Below are 20,772 nucleotides of genomic sequence, written 5' to 3' on the forward strand. Positions count from 1 at the left end.
CAGGAGACCACCCGATGACGAATCCGGCCGAGCGCCTGGTCGATCTGCTCGACCTGGAGCAGATCGAGGTCAACATCTTCCGCGGCCTCAGCCCGAACGAGTCCCTGCAGCGGGTCTTCGGCGGGCAGGTGGCGGGCCAGGCACTGGTCGCGGCCGGCCGCACCACCGACGGCGAGCGGCCGGTCCACTCGCTGCACGCGTACTTCCTGCGGCCGGGAATCCCCGGCGTGCCGATCGTCTACCAGGTAGAACGGGTAAGGGACGGCCGCTCGTTCACCACCCGCCGAGTCACCGCGGTCCAGCAGGGCAAGACCATCTTCAATCTGACCGCCTCCTTCCACCGGCCGGAGGAGGGCAGCATCGAGCATCAGCTGCCGCCGCGGCTGGAGTTCCCGGACCCCGAGACCCTCCCCTCGGTCACCACGGAGATCCGCGAGCATCTGGGCGAACTCCCCGAGGCGCTGGAGCGGATGGCCCGCCGCCAGCCCTTCGACATCCGCTATGCCGAACGGCTGCGCTGGACCCCGGAGGAAATCAAGGAGGCGGACCCGCGCAGCGCGGTGTGGATGCGCGCGGTGGGCCCTCTGGGCGACGACCCGCTGGTGCACACCTGCGCACTGACGTATGCGAGCGACATGACGCTTTTGGACGCGGTCCGTATCCCGGTGGAGCCGCTGTGGGGCCCGCGCGGCTTCGACATGGCCTCACTGGACCATGCGATGTGGTTCCACCGGCCGTTCCGCGCGGACGAGTGGTTCCTGTACGACCAGGAGTCGCCGATCTCGACCGGCGGCCGGGGACTGGCTCGTGGCCGTATCTACGACCGCGAGGGCAGGCTGCTGGTGTCGGTGGTGCAGGAGGGGCTCTTCAGGCCGCTCGGCGGCTGACAGCGGTCCATGGCCGCTGAGGCGGCATCGGCGAGGAGCCGCGGCGTCCCTGGTCGCGCTCCGCGCCGGAGTCACCGTCGACCGCTCCCCGAGGCGACCGGCTTCGTGGCAGCGCGTCCCCGGGGTCCACAATGAACATCGAATGCCTGCCACCGAGGAGAATCCGATGACCCTGTACGACATCCCGCTGCGCACGCTGACCGGCGAGCCCACCTCCCTGGCCGACTACCGTGGCCAGGCGGTCCTGCTGGTGAACGTCGCCTCCAAGTGCGGTCTGACCCCGCAGTACGCCGGCCTGGAGCGGCTGCAGAAGCAGTACGGCGAGCAGGGCTTCACGGTCCTCGGTGTGCCGTGCAACCAGTTCGCGGGCCAGGAGCCGGGCAGCGCGGAGGAGATCGAGTCCTTCTGCTCGGCGACTTACGGTGTGACCTTCCCCATGCTGGAGAAGACCGATGTGAACGGCGCGGACCGGCACCCGCTGTACGCGGAGCTGACGAAGGTCGCGGACGGTGAGGGCGAGTCCGGCGACGTGCAGTGGAACTTCGAGAAGTTCCTGATCGGCAAGGACGGCGCGGTCGTGTCCCGGATCCGCCCGCGCACCGAGCCCGAGGCCCCCGAGGTCGTCGCCGCGATCGAGGCGCTGCTCTCCGCCTGACGTCAGGCGGCCTCGATCGCCGGGGGGCTTGACCAAGCCCCCCGGCGATCGAGGCCGAACCGACCGCGCTAGCGGATCGGCATGCCCGAGAGGGTTCTGGCGATCACCAGGCGCTGGATCTCGCTCGTGCCCTCGAAAATCGTGTAGATCGCGGCGTCGCGGTGCATGCGCTCCACGGGGTACTCCCGGGTGAAGCCGTTGCCGCCCAGAATCTGGATGGCCTGCGCCGTGACCTTCTTGGCGGTCTCACTCGCGTACAGCTTGGACATGGAGCCCTCGGCGGAGTTGAAGGGCTTGCCCGTCACCGCCATCCAGGAGGCGCGCCACACCAGCAGCCGCGCCGCGTCGATCTGCGTGCGCATGTCGGCCAGCTGGAAGGCGATGCCCTGGTTGTCGATGATCGGGCGGCCGAACTGGCTGCGGGTCATGGCGTAGTCGAGTGCGACTTCGTACGCGGCGCGGGCGGTGCCCACCGCCATCGCGCCGACCGCGGGGCGGGATGCCTCGAAGGTGGCCATGGCCGCGTTCTTCACACGCTCGCCGCCGGACTTGGCGCGCTCACGCGCCCGGGCCAGGCGCTCGTCCAGCTTCTCCTTGCCGCCGAGCAGGCAGCGTCCGGGGACGCGTACGTTCTCCAGCACCACCTCTGCGGTGTGGGAGGCGCGGATGCCGTGCTTCTTGAACTTCTGGCCCTGAGAGAGACCGGGGGTGTTCGGCGGCACGATGAACGAAGCGTGGCCCTTGGAGCCGATCTCCGGGTCGACGACCGCGACCACGACATGGACGTTGGCGATACCGCCGTTGGTCGCCCAGGTCTTGGTGCCGTTGAGTACCCACTCGTCCTTGGCCTCGTCGTACACCGCGCGCGTACGCATCGCGCCGACGTCGGAGCCTGCGTCCGGCTCGGAGGAGCAGAAGGCCGCGACCTTCACATCGTCCACGTCGCCGTACATCTGCGGAATCCAGGTGCCGATCTGCTCCTCGGTTCCGTTGGCGAGGACACCGACGGCCGCAAGTCCCGTACCGACAATGGAAAGGCCGATGCCGGCGTCGCCCCAGAAGAGCTCCTCCATCGCCATCGGGATGCCGAGACCGGTCGGGTCGAAGAATTGCTGGGCGTAGAAGTCGAGGGAGTAGATTCCCACCTTGGCCGCTTCCTGGATGACCGGCCAGGGGGTCTCCTCACGCTCGTCCCACTCGGCGGCGGCCGGGCGCATCACGTCCTTGGCGAAACCGTTCAGCCAATCACGGACCTGCTTCTGGTCGTCGTTGAGTTCGAGCGTGAACTCGGCCATGTTCCCCTCCAGCACTGCGGTGACTACCTGCATGTTACTTGCGGTAACAACAGTCTGTTACCGGCAAGTAGCCCATGTCAACCGGCCACTGCCCGATCCCCTGTACGGGCGGGCATGGTGTTACGTTGCGCAGGCGTCACGCAATCGCTCGGGCGGGGAGAAACAAACCATGGAGACCACACAGCACGCAGCCGGCCAACAGCGGTCGGCCGACCAGCGGCGCCGGGAGCTGCTCGAAGCCGCGGACCGGGTGGTGCTCCGGGACGGCCCGCAGGCCTCCATGAACGCCATCGCCGCCGAGGCAGGCATCACCAAGCCCATCCTGTACCGGCACTTCGGCGACAAGGGCGGCCTCTACCGTGCGCTCGCCAAGCGCCACACCGACGCCCTGCTGGACGCGTTGCGGGCAGCGGTGGACGCTCCCGCCGACCGCCGTGAGCGGGTCGAGGCAACACTCGACACCTACCTCGCCGCGATCGAAGCACGGCCGCAGGTCTACCGCTTCCTGATGCATCCGGCCGAGGACACCCAGCCGTCGGAGGCGGGCTTCGACGTCGGCCGCCACTCGGCGCCACTGCTGCGCCGGCTCGGCGAGGAGCTGGCGAAGGTGATCTACGACCGGGTCGACCTGGGGCCCAACAGCGAACAGCTGGCCCGGGTGTGGGGCCATGGCATCGTCGGCATGATGCACGCGGCCGGGGACTGGTGGCTCGGTGAACGCCCGTGCTCCCGCGCCGAGTTGGTGCACAGCCTCGCCGATCTGCTCTGGGGCCGGCTGGCCGCGGCCGGCGACCGCGCGGGCGGTCCGGTCTTCTGACGAGCGGTGGGTCGTCGACGGCCGGTCATTGAGCGCCGGTCGTTGACGGCCGGTTGGTGACCGTTGGCCGTTGACGGCCGGTCAGGTCGTGGTTCCCCAGCTCGCCCGCCGCGCCGCGCGCAGCGCCTTGGCCCGGCGCCAGCCCTTGAGGCGGTCCGTGTAGACCATCCCCTCCAGGTGGTCGCACTCGTGCTGCAGGCACCGAGCGAAGAACCCGGTGCCCTCGACCCGTACCGGTTTCCCGTCCGCCGTCACGCCCTCCACCACCGCGCGGTCGAAACGCTCCGTACCGGCCTCCAGGCCCGGCAGCGACAGACAGCCCTCCGCGCCGCGCACCGTGACACCGTCCGCCTCCACCAGACGCGGGTTGACGATATGTCCGAGGTGGCGGACGTCCTCGTCGTCGGGGCAGTCGTAGACGAACACCCGCAGCGGTATCCCCACCTGGTTCGCCGCGAGGCCCACTCCCTGGGCCTCGTACATCGTCGCGAACATGTCCTCGATGAGCCTGGACAGCGCGGGAGAGAAGTCGGTGACGGTCTCGCAGGGGGCGTGCAGCAGCGGATCTCCGAGCAGGCTCATGGCCTTCACGAGTCCGGAACTGCCGGGGATCGGCCGGTTTCGCATGCCCGTAAGCGTACGTTCCGCCTGGACCTCCACGTTTTCCGACGGTGCCGAGGTACGGGCGGCAGACCGGACCTCGATAGGCTGAGCCCGACCGATGCAAGGAGGATCAAGGACGATGTCAGGCAACTCGGAGCCCCTGACGCCGCGCGCCAAGCTGGCCGTGACGGCAGGCAAGGCCGCAGCAGCGGTGTCGCGCGCCGCCGGACGCGGCAGCGGATCGGTGATCGGCGGCCGGGTCGCGCTCAAGCTCGACCCCGATCTGCTGGGGCGGCTGGCGCAGCACCTGGACGTCGTCCTCGTGTCGGCGACCAACGGCAAGACCACCACGACCCGGCTGATCGCCGAGGCGCTGCGGGCCAGCGGCCCGGTCGTCTCCAACGCGCTCGGCGCCAATATGCCCGCGGGCATCACCTCGGCGCTGGCCGGCGGTTCGGACGCCAAATTCGGTGTGATCGAGGTCGACGAGAAGTACCTCGCCGGCGTCGCCCGCGATGTGACGCCCAAGGCGATCGCGCTGCTCAACCTCTCGCGCGACCAGCTGGACCGCGCGGCCGAGACCCGGATGCTCGCCGAGAAGTGGCGCGAGGGCCTGTCCGGTACGAAGGCCATGGTCATCGCCAACGCCGACGACCCGCTGATCGTATGGGCCGCGTCCTCCTCCCCCAACGTGGTGTGGGTGGCCGCCGGCCAGGAGTGGAAGGACGACGCCTGGTCCTGCCCGTCCTGCGGCGGTGTGATGCAGCGCCCCGGCGACGACTGGTTCTGCGGCGAGTGCGGCTTCCGCCGTCCCGCGCCGAGCTGGGTGCTCAGCGGCGACCACGTCCTGGATCCGCACGGTTCGGCCTGGCCGATCCACCTCCAGCTGCCCGGCCGCGCCAACAAGGCGAACGCCGCCACCTCCGCCGCCGTCGCCGCCTGCTTCGGTGTGCCGCCGCAGGTCGCGCTGGAGCGCATGTACTCCGTGCAGGCCGTCGCCGGCCGGTACGACGTCGTCAACTTCCTGGGCCGCGATCTGCGACTGCTGCTCGCGAAGAACCCGGCCGGTTGGCTGGAGACGTTCTCGCTGATCGACCCGCCGCCGACCCCGGTCATCCTCTCCGTGAACGCCCGCGGCGCCGACGGCACGGACACCTCGTGGCTCTGGGACGTCGACTACACCCGGCTCGCCGGCCATCCGATCTTCGTCATCGGCGACCGGAAGCTGGACCTCGCCGTGCGTCTCGAGGTGGCGGGCCTGGACTTCCGGGTGTGCGAGTCCGCGGACGAGGCGGTACAGCTGGCCCCGCCCGGACGGATCGAGGCGATCGCCAACTACACGGCCTTCCAGGACCTGCGCCGCCGCGTCGGCAACTGACCCGCGGACCCCGAAAAGGACTTATGAGCATGAGCGACAACAGCCTGCGTCTGGTCTGGGTCTACCCGGACCTGCTCAGCACCTACGGCGACCAGGGCAACGCCCTCGTCGTGGAGCGCCGGGCCCGCCAGCGCCGCCTGGACGTGATGCGTATCGACGTACGCAGCGACCAGCCGATCCCGACGTCCGGAGACATCTATCTCATCGGCGGCGGCGAGGACCGGCCGCAGCGGCTCGCCGCCGAGCGGCTGCGCCGCGACGGCGGACTCAGCCGGGCCGCCTCCAACGGCGCGATCATCTTCTCGGTCTGCGCCGGCTACCAGATCCTCGGCCATGAGTTCATCAACGACCTCGGTGAGCGCGAGGCGGGACTCGGCCTGATCGACGTGGTCTCCACGCGCGGCGAGGGCGAGCGGTGCGTCGGCGACGTACTGGCGGACATCGACCCGCGGCTGGGCCTGCCGCAGCTGACCGGCTTCGAGAACCACCAGGGCATCACCCACCTCGGCCCGACGGCCCGCCCGTTCGCCCGCACGATCCTCGGCCGGGGCAACGGCACGGGCGACGGAACCGAGGGCGCGTACAACGACACCGTCTTCGGCACCTATATGCACGGCCCGGTCATGGCCCGCAATCCGCAGATCGCGGACATGCTGCTGAAGCTTGCCCTCGATGTGAACGCGCTGCCGCCGATCGACGAGCGGTGGTACGAGGCGCTGCGCGCCGAGCGCATCGCGTCCGCGACGCAGCCTGCCTGACACCCGCCCGACAGCCGGCTGCCGTCCATCAGTCGGACGCCCGGTTCGGCCCCGCCACCTTACGCCGGTAGGGTGGCGGGGATCCTGCCGGACGACGTGGTCCGGGAATCGGCCCACGTTGCAAAGGTATTTCGGGCTATGCGCATTGGTGTGCTCACCTCCGGCGGCGACTGCCCCGGTCTGAACGCCGTCATCCGTTCCGTCGTGCACCGCGCCGTCGTCGATCACGGCGACGAGGTCATCGGCTTCCACGACGGCTGGAAGGGCCTTCTGGAGTGCGACTACCGCAAGCTCGATCTTGACGCGGTGGGCGGCATCCTGGCCCGTGGCGGCACGATTCTCGGTTCGTCCCGGGTCCAGCCCGCGCATCTGCGCGACGGCGTGGAGCGGGCCAAGGGGCATGTTGCCGAGCTCGGCCTCGACGCGATCATTCCGATCGGCGGCGAAGGCACCCTCAAGGCGGCCAACCTCCTCTCCGAGAGCGGGCTCCCGATCGTCGGCGTGCCGAAGACCATCGACAACGACATCGCCTCGACAGATGTCACGTTCGGGTTCGACACCGCCGTCGGTGTGGCGACCGAGGCGCTGGACCGGCTGAAGACCACCGCCGAGTCGCATCAGCGGGTGCTGATCGTCGAGGTCATGGGCCGGCACACCGGCTGGATCGCGCTGCACTCCGGCATGGCGGCGGGCGCTCACGCCATCGTCGTCCCGGAGCGGCCTTTCGACATCGGCGAGCTGACCGAGCGGGTCGGCGACCGGTTCTCGGCGGGCAAGAAGTTCGCGATCGTCGTGGTCGCGGAGGGCGCCAAGCCGCGCGAGGGCTCGATGGAGTTCAACGAGGGCGGCAAGGACGTCTACGGTCACGAGCGCTTCGCGGGCGTGGCCCAGCAGCTCTCCGTCGAGCTGGAGCAGCGGCTCGGCAAGGAGGCCCGCGCGGTGATCCTCGGGCATGTGCAGCGCGGCGGCACCCCGACCGCGTACGACCGCGTGCTCGCGACCCGCTTCGGCTGGCATGCCGTGGAGGCGGCGCACCGCGGTGAGTTCGGCATGATGACCGCGCTGCGCGGCACGGACATCGCCATGGTGCCGCTGGCGCAGGCCGTGGAGACGCTGAAGACCGTCCCGGCCGAGCGGTACGCCGAGGCGGAGTGCGTGCTCTGATTTGGTACATATATGAATGAACTGCCCCCGGTCGCAGCTGCGTCCGGGGGCAGTTCTACTCTGGTGCGGACAACCGGTACGAAACAGGCCCGGTCGGCATCAAGGAACGTTCCGGCGGGAGTGCGCAGATGGATCACAGCGGGCACGGCATGACGATGGATCTGCCGCCGTTCACGCTGGGGCGAGGGCTCGAGTACTCACCGGATCCGTTCTTCCTGGCCGGCTGTCTGCTGGGGCTCGCTCTGTACGGCTGGGGTGTGCTGCGACTGCGCAGGCGCGGCGACAGCTGGCCGGTCAGCCGCACCGTCTTCTTCACCGTCGGCGTGCTGAGCGTGGCGCTGGTGATGTGCACCAAGCTCAATGACTACGGCATGGTCATGTTCAGCGTGCACATGGTGCAGCACATGGTGATCAGCATGCTCTCGCCGATCGTGCTGCTGCTGGGCGCGCCGGTGACGCTGGCCCTGCGCGCGCTGCCGGTCGCGGGCCGCGGCCGCAAGGGTCCGCGCGAGCTGCTGCTGGCCCTGCTGCACAGCCGTTACCTGCGGATCGTCACGCACCCCGCCTTCACCATCCCGCTCTTCATCGCGAGCCTGTACGCGCTCTATTTCACCGCTCTCTTCGACTTCCTGATGGAGTCCACGACGGGGCATGTGGCGATGATGGTGCACTTCCTCGCCGTGGGCCTGGTCTTCTTCTGGCCGATCATGGGCGTGGACCCGGGGCCGCACCGGCCCGGCTATGTGATGCGGATGCTGGAGCTCTTCGCGGGCATGCCGTTCCACGCCTTCTTCGGCATCGCGCTGATGATGGCGACCGAGCCGATGATCAAGGCGTACAAGAATCCACCGGCCTCGCTCGGTATCGACGCGCTCAGTGACCAGAACGCGGCGGGCGGCATCGCCTGGGCGTTCAGCGAGATCCCCTCGGTACTGGTACTGATCGCGCTGGTCTTCCAGTGGTACCGCTCCGAGCAGCGGCAGGCCAAGCGGTCGGACCGCGCCGCGGACCGGAACGGGGACAAGGAGCTCGAGGCGTACAACGCGTATCTCGCTTCGCTCCAGGCGCGCGGCCAGTAGCGCGCGACCCCCCTCCCGGGTGACGATGAGTCCGACGGCCGCGGCCGTCGGAGGAGGGCGCGCATGTCCGGATCCGCGAAGGCGATGGGAGTGCTCACCGTCGGGACTCTGGTGGTCGTGACGGCCTACACGGCGGCACTCGGAAGCAATGGCTGGCTCTGGTTCGGCTGGGTGGTGCTCGGTCTGGTGACGATCGGGGTGGTCACGTCGCGCACCAGCTGACCAGGAGGCCTCAGAAGCGGAAGACGACTCCGGTCGCCACGTCGAGCGCGCACGCGTTCGGATAGGTCTTGTGCCAGGCGATGGGGAAGCCGCGCCAGGTGCCGGTGGCACTGACCGTGACCGGGTCGTACTTTCTGTTGCACGGACGCGGGTCGCCGGGCAGCACATCCAGGTCGCCGTTGACCGCGGAGAGCGCCCTGCAGGCGGCGCGGGCGTGCGGATGCGGTCCGTCGGTCTGCGTCGGGCACTGCAGCAGGACCCCGCGAATCCAGGTGTTCTCGGAACCCGACACGGTCAGGAACAGGCCCCTGGCACGCATGGGCACCTCACCGGCGGTGTGCGCGGGTGAGGCCGCTGCGGGGGCAGCGGCCGCGAGGGCGATCAGGGCGGCTGCGGCAAAGGTGGCACTGCGGCGCATCGGTACTCCAGGGGGCTCGGGCCCGACGCCCGGCGGGTCGGGGACAGGGCCAGAGCACCTTTCGACGGCGGCGCGGGCAAGGGGCCGCGCCGCCGGGTAGCGCGTACGGGCGCGGCGAATCGCCCGCACGACAGATCTGGCACGCCGTCACAGGGGGGGCCCGGGCTGCGGGGCGGCCCGCTCCGAGGCCAGGTCCCGGCACTGAAACTCTCCGTCTACACCCCGCTGTGACGCCGGCGCCCCCGTACGCACCGCCCGACACCTCCCGAAGTGGGTCACGCCAACCGCCCCGATGGGCTGTTCGCCGCCGTCAGCCGCCGGACTCGAGACCTGACAGATCGTCACGAGGGTCGGCAACGAGCCAGCATGAGTCCGATCAGAGGTGGTTACAGCGGACGGGACATGCACATACACTGACCCCCGTCGAAATACCCTATGACCTGGCAGAACGCGGCCCCGGAGCCGAACCGGTACAGTTGGGAGCGACCCCCGTGTTCTACTACGTGCTCAAATACGTCATTCTGGGGCCGCTGTTGCGGTTGCTCTTTCGCCCCAGGATCGAGGGACTCGAGCACATCCCCGCGGAGGGCGCGGCGATCGTCGCGGGCAACCATCTGTCGTTCTCGGACCACTTCCTGATGCCGGCCATCATCAAGCGGCGTATCACCTTCCTCGCCAAGGCCGAGTACTTCACCGGCCCCGGCCTGAAGGGGCGGCTGACCGCCGCGTTCTTCCGCAGCGCCGGGCAGATCCCGGTCGACCGCTCCGGCAAGGAGGCCGGCCAGGCGGCCATCCGCGAGGGTCTCGGAGTGCTGAGCAAGGGCGAGCTGCTGGGGATCTACCCCGAGGGCACCCGGTCGCACGACGGCCGGCTCTACAAGGGCAAGGTCGGTGTCGCGGTGATGGCGCTCAGGGCGCAGGCGCCGGTGGTGCCCTGCGCGATGGTGGGGACGTTCGAGATCCAGCCGCCCGGACAGGTCATGCCGAAGATCAAGCGGGTCACCGTCCGCTTCGGCGAGCCGATGGACTTCTCACGGTACGCGGGCATGGAGAACGAGAAGGCGGCCATCCGCGCCATCACCGACGAGATCATGTACGCGATCCTCGAGCTGTCCGGCCAGGAGTATGTGGACCGCTACGCCGCCGAGGTGAAGGCGGAGTTGGAGCAGCCGAAGAAGTTCCCGCGGCGAAGAAGCTGAGAGCGAATCTGCGCTCGGCCAAGCAGCCTGGGCTCGGCGTCCACCGCACACCTAGCGTGCCTTCCATGACCAAAGGAAGAGTGTTCGTGCTCGGTGCGACAGGACAGGTGGGACGGGCAGCGGTGGCCGCGCTCGCCACGGACGGATGGGAGATAAGGGCGGCCTCGCGCGGCGGCGGCCGGGACGAGCGCTGGCCCGAGGACGTCCAGGCGGTCCGGGTCGACCGGGAGGACGACGCGGCTCTGGCCGCCGCGCTCGGCGACGGCTGTGATGTGCTGGTGGACATGGTCGCTTACGGACGGGGCCACGCACGGCAGTTGAGGGCGCTCGCGGACCGGATCGGCTCGGCGGTCGTGATCTCCAGCGGCGCGGTGTACGAGGACGACAAGGGCCGCAGCTTCGACACCCAGGACAAGCCCGGCGGCTTTCCGCGCTATCCGGTGCCGATCCCGGAGTCACAGCGGACCGTGGCGCCCGGGGAGGCGACGTACGGCACTCGCAAGGTGGCGCTGGAGCGGGAACTGCTGGCGGCGGGCGACGAGTTGCCGGTGACCCTGCTGCGCGCGGGCGCGATCCACGGACTGCACTGCCGTGGTCCGCGCGAACTGTTCTTCGTGCGGCGGGCGCTGGACCGGCGGCCGGTGCGCATCCTCGCGTACAACGGGCAGTCCCGCTTCCACCCCGTCCATGTCGGCAATCTCGCCGAGTTGATCCGGCTGGCGGCGGCGAAGCCGGGCTCACGGGTGCTCAACGCCGGTGATCCGGACGTACCGACGGTCGCGGAGATCAGCGCGGGAGTGGACGCGGCGCTCGGCGTGACGAGCGAGACCGTCCTCATCGACGGACCGGCGCCGGTGGGCACAGTGGGCCTCACGCCGTGGGGGTCGGAACATCCGATCGTGTACGACATGACGGCGGCGGAGCGGGAGTTGGGCTACCGAGCCACCACGAGCTATGCCGATGCGCTGCCGGCGACCGTCGAGTGGCTCGCCGGGCAGCTCGACGGCCGCCACTGGCGCGAGATCTTCAGCAACCTCGTGAAGTACGAGGACGACTGGTTCGACTACGCCGCGGAGGACTCCTGGCTGGAGGGATGAAAGGAGGGGCAGCCGTGACCGGCCGCCCCTCCCCCGTACCACTGAGCCTTACGGCTTCGGCGTGGCGTGCGGAGTGCACGTCACATCGCTGCTGTCCAGCTTGCCGCTGAGCAGGTAGGCGTCCACCCGCTCGTTGATGCACGGGTTGACCAGGCTGGTCACACCGTGCGAGCCGGCGTCCTTCTCGATGATCAGCCGCGAGCCCTTGAGCCGCTTGTGCAGCTCGACGGCGCCGTCGAAGGGAGTGGCGGCGTCACGCGTGGACTGCACGATGAGCACCTGCGGCAGGCCCTTGCCGGTCTTTACGTTGACCGGGGTCTGCTGCTTGGACGACCAGGTGGCGCACGGGAGGTTCATCCAGGCGTTGGCCCACGTCATGAAGGGGTGGTCCTTGTGGAGCCGGGTGTTGTCCCGGTCCCACTTCTTCCAGCTGGTCGGCCACTTGGCGTCCGCGCACTCGACAGCCGTGTAGACGGCGTTGCCGTTCTCCGAGGCGATGTTGCCCGCGGTGTCGGACAGGTCGGGCGCCGCGGCGTCGACCAGCGCCTGGGTGTCACCGGCGATGTACTTGCTCCAGGTCTGGGCGATGGGCGCCCAGGAGGAGTCGTAGTACGGCGCGCTCTGGAAGTAGCTGATGAGCTCCGCCGGTCCGACGACCCCGCCGAGCGGGGTCTTCTTGGCGGTGGCCCGCAGCTTCAGCCACTGCTGCTCGACCTTCTCGGGAGTGTTCCCGATGTGGAAGGTCGCGTCGTTCTTGGCGACCCAGGCCTTCCAGTCGTTCCAGCGCATCTGGAAGGCGACGTCCTGGTCGAGGTTGGCCTCGTACCAGACCTTCTCGCGCGAGGGGTTGACCACGCTGTCGACGATCATCCGGCGCACATGGCCCGGGAAGAGCGTCGCGTAGACCGCGCCGATGTACGTGCCGTAGGAGACGCCCAGGAAGTTGAGCTTCTTCTCACCGAGGGCGGCCCGGACGACGTCCAGGTCGCGCACGGTGTTCGGCGTCGTCATGTGATCCAGCATCCAGCCGCTGCGCTCGGCGCACCCGTCCGCGTACTCCGCGGCGAGCTTGCGCTGGGCGCGCTTGTCGGCCTCGCTGTCCGGCACAGGGTCGGCCTTCGGCGCCTTGACGAACTCCTGCGGGTCGACACAGGAGATGGGCGTCGAGTGGCCGACACCCCGCGGGTCGAAGCCCACGAAGTCGTATGCCTTCGCGGTGTTGGCCCACAGCGGGTTCTTGTTCGTGACCCGGGTCGGGAAGCGCATGCCCGAGCCGCCGGGGCCGCCCGGGTTGTAGACCAGAGCGCCCTGGCGCTCCGCCTTGGTGCCGGTGCTGCCGATCCGGTCGACGGCTATCTTGATCTGCTTGCCGTTCGGCCGGGCGTAGTTGAGCGGCACGCTCACCCAGCCGCACTGGATGGGCTTGGCGAAACCCCAGTCCGCCGGGCAGTCCGCCCAGTCGATGCCCCGCTTGGCGGCCCGCTCCGCGGCCACCTGAGCGCCGCGGGCCTCGGACCAACCGCTGTTGCGGGTCTCGGCGTTGGCCGCCGGAGCCGCGATCGCGCCCGTTATGAGGGTGCCCGCGATCAGAGTGCCGGCCGAGCCGAGCACTGCTGTGCGTCTCACGTAGAACTCCCCCTTCTCTAGTCGAGTTCTCCGGGGGATCCTTTCGTCTCCGGGGCAGCTGGGAACAGGCCGGACTGGTGTTTCTTTACCGAACCAATAACCGGTGAGTAGTGTCCCGCTGAGCGGTGCAGGGAAATGCCCGGTTTCGCCCCATTGCCTCACTCGGGCAGTTCCGCCTGCAGCACCTCGTCCAGTACGCGGCGTAGTTGACGCGCGTCGGGCGCGACGGCATTGACCAGTACGGCAGGTCCGGCGAGCGGTGTGAGAGCCGCGCTCGGGCCCAGCAGCCGGGGCTCCGCGGGCTTCTCCTCGAACGCGGGGTCCACGATGAGGAGCTGACCCACGGCCCGGTGGCCGCCCAGCACCGCCCCGCCGTCCCAGCCGCCGGGCGCGCCGGGTCCGCAGCCGAGCTCCTGGTCCAGGAGCGGGCGTCCGGCCCGGTGGACGGTGAGGCGGCTCGCGAGGGTGCCCGGCTGCTCGCCGTACCGGCCGAGGATCTGCTCCTCGCGGAGCACCAGCCGTGCGGTGGCGGCGAGTTCGACACGGGTGCGCATCCGCAGATCGCTGCCGCGCGCGGAGATGAGGGGCTCCGGCAGCCAGCGCAGTTCGGCGTCGTCGCCCACCCTCAACCGGACGTCGTAGCGGGCCTGTTCGGGGATGCGTCCGGGCAGGGCGATCGTCGCTGCGGCGGAGTCGACGACGAGCCGTGTGCCGTCCTCCACCTGCACGTCGACGGCGAGCCGGTCACCGCCGAGCGGTGCGCTCATCGCGCCGACGACAGTAACCCGGGTGTATGAGCCGGTGGCCCGGGTGCGGCGCAGCGCGAGCGGCCCGTCGCTCTCCAGTACCGGCAGGCCTGCCCGGGTGGCGACGATACGGGCCGTGGCCTGGATGCTCATGCGGTCCAGGCGGCGAGCCGCGCGCGCACCCAGTCGGCGACCGGCGCCACCCCTTCCTCGCCCTTCAACGAGGTGAAGGCGACGGGAAGTTCACCGCGCTGCTCCTTGGCGTCGCGCGCCATCCGGCCGAGGTCGGAGCCGACATACGGCGCCAGGTCGGTCTTGTTGATCACGAGCAGATCGGCGGTGGTGACGCCCGGCCCGCCCTTGCGCGGGATGTCGTCGCCGCCTGCCACGTCGATGACGAAGACCTGTGCGTCGACAAGGCCCTTGGAGAAGGTCGCGGTGAGATTGTCGCCGCCGGACTCGACGAGGATCAGATCGAGCGGGCCGACGCTCTCCTCCAGGTCCTCGACTGCTTCGAGGTTGGCGGAGATGTCGTCGCGGATCGCGGTGTGCGGGCAGGCGCCGGTCTCGACGGCCTGGATGCGCTCGGGCGGCAGTACCGCGTTGCGGAGCAGGAATTCGGCATCCTCGCGGGTGTAGATGTCGTTGGTGACGACGGCGATGGACAGCTGGTCGCGCAGGGCGCGGCAGAGCGCGGCGACGGTCGCGGTCTTGCCGGAACCGACGGGGCCGCCGAGACCGATGCGCAGGGCGCGCCGGGTGCCGTCGGGACGTGCGGCGTCGGCACTGACAGCGGCCGGGCCGTGGTGGGAGTGGTCGAGGTGCATGGTGCGGCTCCTGTTGGTCCTACGAGGCGAAGAGGCGTACGGGCCAGGCTGCGTGTGCCTCCGCGGTGAGGTCGAGCAGCGGGGCGGAGGCGGCGGGCAGCGCGTCGAGTCCTTCGACGGCCGCCTCGGCCGCTGCCCGCGCGGCCTGTCCGGCGACCGCGTCGAGTTCGGGCGCCAGCCGGGCCAGCACCGCCGTCGCCTCGAAGGGGTCGAGGCTGAGGAGGCGTACGGCCGCGGTGGCCGGGCCGCTGACCGCCTCGTACACGGCGCAGTGTGCGGCGTCCTCGGGGCCGAGGGCTGCGGAGCGGGCGGCGAGCCCCAGCACGATCGGCTGGTGTGCGCCGCGCGGTCGGGCCGCGGCGAGCGCGTCGAGCTCCTGGCTCGGCCAGGTGGAACGGGCGGCCCGCATCATCTGCCGGCCGAGTTTGCGGGCGGTGGCCCGCAGGGCGGGCGAGGGGGTACGGGCGTCGGCGGCCTCGTCGAGCGCCAGCGCGTCGAGGCCCAGGGCGGCCGCGGCGGCGAGCGCCGCCGCGGTGAGGCCGGTGGTGTGCAGCCGGCCCCGGCAGAAGTCCGCCAGGTCCCGGGCATCGCGTATGCGTCCTGCCTTGACGGCCGGTTCGGCACCGCCGGAGTGGGCGTGGCCACCGGCGGGGAACCGGCCGTCGGCGAGGACGAGGAGTGCGGCGCGGCTCATCGCGTACTCATCAGAAGAGGAAGTAGCGCTGTGCCATGGGCAGTTCCGCCGCCGGTGCGGGCTCGACCACATCGCCGTCGATGGTCACCGTGAAGGTGTCGGCGTCGACCTCGACACGAGGCAGCGCGTCGTTCTCCCGCATGTCGGCCTTGGTGATCCGCCGGGTGTTCTTGATGGGTACGAACTGCTTGCCCAGGCCCAGGCGTTCGGGCAGTCCGTCCTCGATCGCCGCCTCGGCGACGAAGTTGAACGAGCTCGCCGACGCCGCCCGGCCCAGCGCGCCGAACATCGGCCGCGGCAGCACCGGCTGCGGAGTGGGAATGGAGGCGTTGGCGTCGCCCATCTGCGCGTACGCGATCTGGCCGCCCTTGATGACGAGCTGCGGCTTGACGCCGAAGAAAGCCGGCTCCCAGAGCACCAGGTCGGCGAGTTTTCCCGTCTCGACCGAGCCGATCTCGTGGTCGAGGCCCTGAGCGACCGCCGGGTTGATCGTGTATTTGGCGACATAGCGACGTGCGCGGTGGTTGTCGGCGCGGCCGTCGCCGGGCAGTGCTCCGCGGCGCTTCTTCATGACGTGCGCGGTCTGCCAGGTACGCATCACCACCTCGCCGATGCGCCCCATGGCCTGGGAGTCCGAGGAGATGATCGAGATGGCGCCGAGGTCGTGCAGGATGTCCTCGGCCGCGATGGTGGAGGGCCGGATCCGGGACTCGGCGAAGGCGAGGTCCTCGGGAACGGCCGAATTGAGGTGGTGGCAGACCATCAGCATGTCGAGGTGTTCCTCAATGGTGTTGACGGTGTGCGGCCGGGTGGGATTGGTGGAGCTGGGCAGGACGTACGGCTCGGAGACCACGGTGATGATGTCCGGTGCATGCCCGCCGCCCGCACCTTCGGTGTGGTACGCGTGGATGGTGCGTCCGGCGATGGCGGCGAGTGTGTCCCCGACGAAGCCCGCCTCGTTCAGCGTGTCCGTGTGGATGGCGAGCTGCGCGCCGGTCTCCTCACACACGCTCAGACAGGCGTCGATGACAGCAGGGGTCGACCCCCAGTCCTCGTGGATCTTGAATCCGAGCGCTCCGCCGCGCAGTTGGGAGTGCATGGCCTCGCGGGACATGGTGTTGCCCTTGCCGAGCAGCCCGATGTTGACGGGGAGGGTGTCCAGCGCCTCGAACATCCGGGCAAGGTGCCAGGGGCCCGGGGTGATGGTGGTGGCCTTGGTGCCCTCGGCCGGTCCGGTGCCACCGCCGACGAGAGTGGTGACGCCGGTCGCCAGGGCCTGGTCGATGAGGGTCGGCGAGATGAAGTGGACGTGCGCGTCGATGGCGCCGGCGGTGACGATCTTCCCGTTTCCGGCGATGACTTCGGTCTCGGGACCGATGACGAGATCGGCGTGTACGCCGTCCATCGTGTCCGGGTTGCCGGCCTTGCCGATGCCGGTGATCCGGCCGTCGCGGATGCCGATATCGGCCTTGACGATGCCCCAGTGGTCGATGATCACGACACCGGTGACGACCGTGTCGGGTGCGCCCTCGGCCCGTGTCGTACGGGACTGGCCCATCGACTCGCGGATCACCTTGCCGCCGCCGAACACGGCCTCGTCGCCCGCGAGTCCGGGCCCGCCGGACCGGTCCTCCTCGATCTCGACGAGCAGGTCGGTGTCGGCGAGCCGGATACGGTCGCCGGTGGTGGGGCCGAAGAGATCGGTGTAGACGGCGCGGTTCAGCTCAGGCATCGAGGGGACCTCCGGTCTCGCCGCGCAGCCCCGGGACGACACGCGCTCCGGTGAAGGGGACGAGTTCGACGTCGACGGGGATGCCGGGCTCGAAGCGCACGGCGGTTCCCGCGGCGATGTTCAGCCGCTTGCCGCGGGCGGCCGCGCGGTCGAAGTCCAGACCCGGGTTCGCCTCGGCGAAGTGGTAGTGGGAGCCGACCTGGACGGGCCGGTCGGCAGCGTTGACGACAGCGAGGCGGGTGACCTCACGGCCCTTGTTGAGTGCGATGGAGCCGTCGGCGAAAAGGATCTCTCCCGGGATCATCTGCGTCCCCTCAGACGATCGGGTCGTGGACGGTGACGAGCTTGGTGCCATCCGGGAAGGTCGCCTCGACCTGGACGTCGTGGATCATCTCGGGGATGCCCTCCATGACGTCGGCGCGGGTGAGGACCTTGCGTCCCGAGGCCATGAGTTCGGCGACGGTACGGCCGTCCCGCGCGCCTTCGAGTATGTGCGAGGTGATCAGCGCGACGGACTCGGGATGATTCAGCAGCACCCCGCGCTCGCGGCGCTTCTCCGCGACGTCGGCGGCCACATGAATGAGCAGTCGTTCCTGCTCGTGCGGGGAGAGTTGCACGTGTCCGCCTCACTGTCGTCCGGCCCGGTCCCGCCTGGGTGCAGCGGGAACATAGCTCACGTCAACACTCTGTTGACCTATGCGCGGGAGTCTCCCGACCTGGGGGTGAACGTTAGGGCGAAAGTTTTTCCGGCGCGTTAACTGATCTCGGGATCCCGCATGGACATCAGCGCCCGGAGTCCGTCCTCCAGGACTTCGACCCGCACATCACCGAAAAGCGCCTGCTGGGCGATGAAGCCCTGGGCGGTGGCGATGAGGGTGCGGGCGACATGGTCGGCGGGCACGTCGGCGGCCATCAGACCGTTGTCGCGGTAGGCGTCCACGACCTTCGCCCAGGCCTGGCGCATGGCGCTGTATCCCTCGCCCAGCGTGGCGGCGAGCTGCTCGTTGCGCAGGGTCTCGGTCCACACCTGCACGATCAGCCGCGCAAAGGCCTGCCGGTCGCCGCCGGGCACCTGCTCCTCCAGCATGCCGCGCAGCACACGGCCGAGGAGCACGTCGGGGGTGGGCGGCGGGGTGGTCCTCGCGGCGTCGTCGAAGGCTCCGCGGATCGCACTGAACGCCTCGTCGGCGATGGCCGCGATCAGCTCCTCCTTGCTGCGGAAGTAGCGGTAGACCGCGCCGGCCGACAGACCTGCCTCACGCAGGATGTCCTGCATCGATGTGGCGTGGAAGCCGTTGCGGGCGAAGCAGCGGGCGGCGCCGTCCAGGATCTGACGGCGGCGGGCGTCGAGGTGTTCCTGGGATACGCGGGCCATGACCCCAACCTAAAACGAACATTCATTCTTGACAAGGAGGCAGCCCGGCGGGACAGTGAGGCCGAGAACAAAAACGAACGATCCTTCTCTTTGAATCGAGGGTCATCATGTCCGCTACGTCCACCCGCCGCATGGTCGCGGCGATGGTCCTGATCCCCGCCCTGGTGGCGTTGGCCCTCTGGGCCTTCGCGTGGCCGGCCGCTCGCACCGCGCCCCGCGAGGTGCCCATCGGCATCGCCGGACCGGTGGCCGCGACCGCACAGCTGGAGCAGCGATTCGAGCAGCGCGAGGGGGCCTTCGACGTACACCGCTACGACGACGAGGCCGCCGCCCGCTCGGCGATCGAGGGCCGGGTCGTATACGGAGCGGTGGTCGTCACCGCCGAAGGACCGCGACTGCTGACCGCTTCGGCGGCCAGTCCGGTCGTCGCCCAGCTCCTCAAGGAGGCCGTCACCGCACAGGCTCCGGCCGGTACGCAGGTGCAGGTCACGGACGTCGTGCCCACATCCTCCGGCGATCCGCGCGGCAGCGCACTGGCGGCGAGCATCCTTCCGCTGGCCCTGGCCGGTGTCGCGGCCGGTGCCGCCGTGACCCTGCTGGGGCTGCGCGGGGCCCGCGCGGCGACCGCACTGATCGGCACCGCGGCCCTGGTCGGCATCACCGCCGCCGCCCTCGCCGACAGCTGGCTCGGCGTGCTCACCGGCTCCTGGTGGACCGAGGCGGGGGTGCTGGGCCTGACCGTCCTGGCCATCGGCGCGGCCGTGGCCGGACTCGCCGCCCTGATCGGCACGCCGGGGCTCGCCCTCGGAGGACTTCTGATGGTGCTCATCGGCAACCCGTTCTCGGGTGCCGCGAGCGCGCCCGAACTGCTGCCGCAGCCTGTCGGACTGATCGGCCAGTGGCTGCCGCCGGGCGCGGGCGGGACGCTGCTCCGGTCGGTGGCGTACTTCGACGGCAACGCCGCCGGGGCCGCGGTCCTCACCCTCTCGCTCTGGGCGGCACTCGGACTGGCCGCGGTTCTGGCGAGCGGGCGCCGTGGCGGACGACCGGTCACCGCCGCGGGAGACCGCGAGGCCGTACCGGTACCTGTCGGCTGAGCTCTTCGAGGCGCTTCGAGACCCTTCGAGGCTCATCGAGGCCCATCGACCGGCCGCGTGCCCCCGCTGTAGCGGACGGGGGCGCGCGGCCTCTTCGCGTGGTGACGTGCCGTCAGCCGCGTCGGTCGGGACGGCGGTGCTCGGCGCCCAGACCGAAGCGCCCCCGTTCGCCGGAAGCGGATGCGACCGAGCCGAGCGAGGAGACCGAGCTGATCACCTGCTCCTCGGCGGCCTCTTGGTCCTTCTCGAGTCGTTCCAGGTCAGCGGCGGACACCAGTGCCACGAGCGGCTTTCCGTGCCGGGTCACGACGACACGCTCCCCGCCGTAGACAACGCGGTTGATCAGTTCGGCGAGCTCTGCGCGGGCTTGCGTCACCGGAATCTCGTAGGCCATGCTCCCCATCATAACGGCCTGTACGTCCTGTACATTTTTTACAGAGGCCGCATCCGAGGAGAGGTACGCCATGAGCCGCCCTGCCGCCCGCTACGTCCTGCCCGAGTTCACCGAGCGCACCAGTGCGGGATCCCGCACCCGCGACCCGTACTCGAAGCTGCTCGAGGAGCGGATCATCTTCCTCGGGACCGCCGTCGACGACACCTCCGCCAACGACGTGATCGCGCAGTTCCTGCATCTCGAGTACGCCGCCCCGGACCGGGACATCAGCCTGTACATCAACTCCCCCGGCGGCTCGCTCAGCGCCATGTCCGCGATCTACGACACGATGCAGGTGATCACCTGTGACGTGGAGACGACCTGCCTGGGCCAGGCCGCCTCAACCGCCGCACTGCTGCTCGCCGCCGGCGCCCCGGGCAAGCGGATGGCGCTGCCCGGCGCCCGGATCGTCGTCCAGCAGCCCGCCATCGAGGAGCAGTTGCGGGGCCAGCCGTCCGATCTGGAGATCGAGGCACAGGAGTTGCTGCGGCTGCGTGCCCAACTCGCCGGGATGCTCGTACGTCACACCGGCCAGACCCCGGAGCGGATCGCCGCCGACCTGGAGCGCGACAAGATCTTCGACGCCGAGGACGCCAAGGCGTACGGCCTGGTGGACCACGTCATCAAGAACCGCAAGACCTCGCTCATCAACCCCGGTGCGCGGTGAGCG

24 protein-coding genes are annotated in these 20,772 nt (G+C 69.9%); 12 read left to right on the forward strand and 12 right to left on the reverse strand.

Annotation, left to right across the window (positions count from 1 at the left end; all coding sequences use genetic code 11):
• Positions 1-14: 14 nt before the first annotated feature.
• Together ACFYXH_RS25845 and ACFYXH_RS25850 are read left to right on the forward strand one after the other, a co-directional pair.
• Entirely contained in the window at positions 15-887 is an 873-nt protein-coding gene (locus ACFYXH_RS25845; protein ID WP_389567363.1) for an acyl-CoA thioesterase, read from the forward strand.
• 166 nt (positions 888-1,053) lie between these two features.
• Complete coding sequence (locus ACFYXH_RS25850; protein WP_362685778.1) at positions 1,054-1,542, forward strand: glutathione peroxidase; 489 nt, start codon at positions 1,054-1,056, stop codon at positions 1,540-1,542.
• A gap of 68 nt (positions 1,543-1,610) precedes the next feature.
• On the opposite strand, the gene ACFYXH_RS25855 is transcribed toward ACFYXH_RS25850, so the two are convergent.
• Complete coding sequence (locus ACFYXH_RS25855; RefSeq protein WP_389567742.1) at positions 1,611-2,837, reverse strand: acyl-CoA dehydrogenase family protein; 1,227 nt, start codon at positions 2,835-2,837, stop codon at positions 1,611-1,613.
• A 169-nt stretch (positions 2,838-3,006) separates the two neighbouring features.
• Here ACFYXH_RS25855 and ACFYXH_RS25860 point away from each other — a divergent pair, with 169 nt between their 5' ends.
• Entirely contained in the window at positions 3,007-3,654 is a 648-nt protein-coding gene (locus ACFYXH_RS25860) for a TetR family transcriptional regulator (RefSeq protein ID WP_327322026.1), read from the forward strand.
• Between the two features lie 81 nt (positions 3,655-3,735).
• Here ACFYXH_RS25860 and def read toward each other — a convergent pair whose 3' ends face one another.
• A complete protein-coding gene (gene def, locus ACFYXH_RS25865; RefSeq protein ID WP_389567366.1) occupies positions 3,736-4,281 on the reverse strand; it encodes a peptide deformylase in 546 nt (181 codons plus the stop codon).
• A gap of 115 nt (positions 4,282-4,396) precedes the next feature.
• On the opposite strand from def, the gene ACFYXH_RS25870 reads away from it, so the two are divergent.
• The 5 genes from ACFYXH_RS25870 to ACFYXH_RS25890 all read left to right on the forward strand — a co-directional run bounded on the left by ACFYXH_RS25870 (position 4,397) and on the right by ACFYXH_RS25890 (position 8,858).
• Positions 4,397-5,635: a MurT ligase domain-containing protein gene (locus ACFYXH_RS25870; RefSeq protein ID WP_389567369.1), complete on the forward strand. Its 1,239-nt coding sequence runs from the start codon at positions 4,397-4,399 to the stop codon at positions 5,633-5,635.
• 29 nt (positions 5,636-5,664) lie between these two features.
• Positions 5,665-6,393 carry a glutamine amidotransferase gene (locus ACFYXH_RS25875; RefSeq protein ID WP_327322029.1) on the forward strand — a complete coding sequence of 243 codons (729 nt, stop codon included), beginning with the start codon at positions 5,665-5,667 and terminating at the stop codon, positions 6,391-6,393.
• Between the two features lie 138 nt (positions 6,394-6,531).
• A complete protein-coding gene (locus ACFYXH_RS25880; protein WP_327322030.1) occupies positions 6,532-7,557 on the forward strand; it encodes a 6-phosphofructokinase in 1,026 nt (341 codons plus the stop codon).
• Between the two features lie 128 nt (positions 7,558-7,685).
• Positions 7,686-8,636: a cytochrome c oxidase assembly protein gene (locus ACFYXH_RS25885; RefSeq protein WP_389567374.1), complete on the forward strand. Its 951-nt coding sequence runs from the start codon at positions 7,686-7,688 to the stop codon at positions 8,634-8,636.
• A 63-nt stretch (positions 8,637-8,699) separates the two neighbouring features.
• Entirely contained in the window at positions 8,700-8,858 is a 159-nt protein-coding gene (locus tag ACFYXH_RS25890) for a hypothetical protein (protein WP_327322032.1), read from the forward strand.
• 10 nt (positions 8,859-8,868) lie between these two features.
• Here the strand turns inward: ACFYXH_RS25890 and ACFYXH_RS25895 are convergent, their stop codons facing one another.
• Positions 8,869-9,276, reverse strand: a complete 408-nt coding sequence (locus tag ACFYXH_RS25895; RefSeq protein WP_389567378.1) for an SSI family serine proteinase inhibitor — start codon at positions 9,274-9,276, stop codon at positions 8,869-8,871.
• A gap of 491 nt (positions 9,277-9,767) precedes the next feature.
• Between ACFYXH_RS25895 and ACFYXH_RS25900 the strand changes: the two genes are divergently transcribed.
• Both ACFYXH_RS25900 and ACFYXH_RS25905 read left to right on the forward strand, forming a co-directional pair.
• Entirely contained in the window at positions 9,768-10,475 is a 708-nt protein-coding gene (locus ACFYXH_RS25900; protein ID WP_327322034.1) for a lysophospholipid acyltransferase family protein, read from the forward strand.
• A 65-nt stretch (positions 10,476-10,540) separates the two neighbouring features.
• Positions 10,541-11,572, forward strand: coding sequence for an NAD-dependent epimerase/dehydratase family protein (locus tag ACFYXH_RS25905; RefSeq protein ID WP_389567381.1), 1,032 nt, complete (start codon positions 10,541-10,543; stop codon positions 11,570-11,572).
• Positions 11,573-11,620: 48 nt separating this feature from the next.
• Here the strand turns inward: ACFYXH_RS25905 and ACFYXH_RS25910 are convergent, their stop codons facing one another.
• The 8 genes from ACFYXH_RS25910 to ACFYXH_RS25945 all read right to left on the reverse strand — a co-directional run bounded on the left by ACFYXH_RS25910 (position 11,621) and on the right by ACFYXH_RS25945 (position 18,572).
• The gene (locus ACFYXH_RS25910; RefSeq protein ID WP_389567384.1) at positions 11,621-13,198 is read right to left on the reverse strand and encodes an alpha/beta hydrolase; all 1,578 of its coding nucleotides are present in this window, start codon (positions 13,196-13,198) and stop codon (positions 11,621-11,623) included.
• 158 nt (positions 13,199-13,356) lie between these two features.
• The gene (locus ACFYXH_RS25915) at positions 13,357-14,097 is read right to left on the reverse strand and encodes an urease accessory protein UreD (protein WP_389567387.1); all 741 of its coding nucleotides are present in this window, start codon (positions 14,095-14,097) and stop codon (positions 13,357-13,359) included.
• Positions 14,094-14,771, reverse strand: coding sequence for an urease accessory protein UreG (gene ureG / locus ACFYXH_RS25920; RefSeq protein WP_389567389.1), 678 nt, complete (start codon positions 14,769-14,771; stop codon positions 14,094-14,096). Before ureG ends, ACFYXH_RS25915 begins: the two co-directional genes overlap by 4 nt.
• A gap of 19 nt (positions 14,772-14,790) precedes the next feature.
• Entirely contained in the window at positions 14,791-15,465 is a 675-nt protein-coding gene (locus ACFYXH_RS25925; RefSeq protein WP_362685471.1) for an urease accessory UreF family protein, read from the reverse strand.
• A 10-nt stretch (positions 15,466-15,475) separates the two neighbouring features.
• Positions 15,476-17,197: an urease subunit alpha gene (locus tag ACFYXH_RS25930; RefSeq protein ID WP_389567394.1), complete on the reverse strand. Its 1,722-nt coding sequence runs from the start codon at positions 17,195-17,197 to the stop codon at positions 15,476-15,478.
• On the reverse strand, positions 17,190-17,501 hold the full coding sequence (locus ACFYXH_RS25935) for an urease subunit beta (RefSeq protein ID WP_389567397.1): 312 nt from the start codon (positions 17,499-17,501) through the stop codon (positions 17,190-17,192). Before ACFYXH_RS25935 ends, ACFYXH_RS25930 begins: the two co-directional genes overlap by 8 nt.
• A gap of 10 nt (positions 17,502-17,511) precedes the next feature.
• On the reverse strand, positions 17,512-17,814 hold the full coding sequence (locus ACFYXH_RS25940; protein ID WP_327322042.1) for an urease subunit gamma: 303 nt from the start codon (positions 17,812-17,814) through the stop codon (positions 17,512-17,514).
• Positions 17,815-17,951: 137 nt separating this feature from the next.
• Complete coding sequence (locus ACFYXH_RS25945; RefSeq protein ID WP_389567401.1) at positions 17,952-18,572, reverse strand: TetR/AcrR family transcriptional regulator; 621 nt, start codon at positions 18,570-18,572, stop codon at positions 17,952-17,954.
• Positions 18,573-18,679: 107 nt separating this feature from the next.
• Between ACFYXH_RS25945 and ACFYXH_RS25950 the strand changes: the two genes are divergently transcribed.
• Positions 18,680-19,669: an ABC transporter permease gene (locus ACFYXH_RS25950; RefSeq protein ID WP_389567404.1), complete on the forward strand. Its 990-nt coding sequence runs from the start codon at positions 18,680-18,682 to the stop codon at positions 19,667-19,669.
• A gap of 112 nt (positions 19,670-19,781) precedes the next feature.
• Here the strand turns inward: ACFYXH_RS25950 and ACFYXH_RS25955 are convergent, their stop codons facing one another.
• Complete coding sequence (locus tag ACFYXH_RS25955) at positions 19,782-20,063, reverse strand: type II toxin-antitoxin system Phd/YefM family antitoxin (RefSeq protein WP_385304946.1); 282 nt, start codon at positions 20,061-20,063, stop codon at positions 19,782-19,784.
• Between the two features lie 70 nt (positions 20,064-20,133).
• On the opposite strand from ACFYXH_RS25955, the gene ACFYXH_RS25960 reads away from it, so the two are divergent.
• Positions 20,134-20,769, forward strand: coding sequence for an ATP-dependent Clp protease proteolytic subunit (locus tag ACFYXH_RS25960; protein ID WP_389567407.1), 636 nt, complete (start codon positions 20,134-20,136; stop codon positions 20,767-20,769).
• The last annotated feature ends 3 nt before the right edge of the window (positions 20,770-20,772 follow it).

Origin of the sequence: Streptomyces sp. NPDC002730, from assembly GCF_042888805.1 — a bacterium.
Classification (GTDB): domain Bacteria; phylum Actinomycetota; class Actinomycetes; order Streptomycetales; family Streptomycetaceae; genus Streptomyces.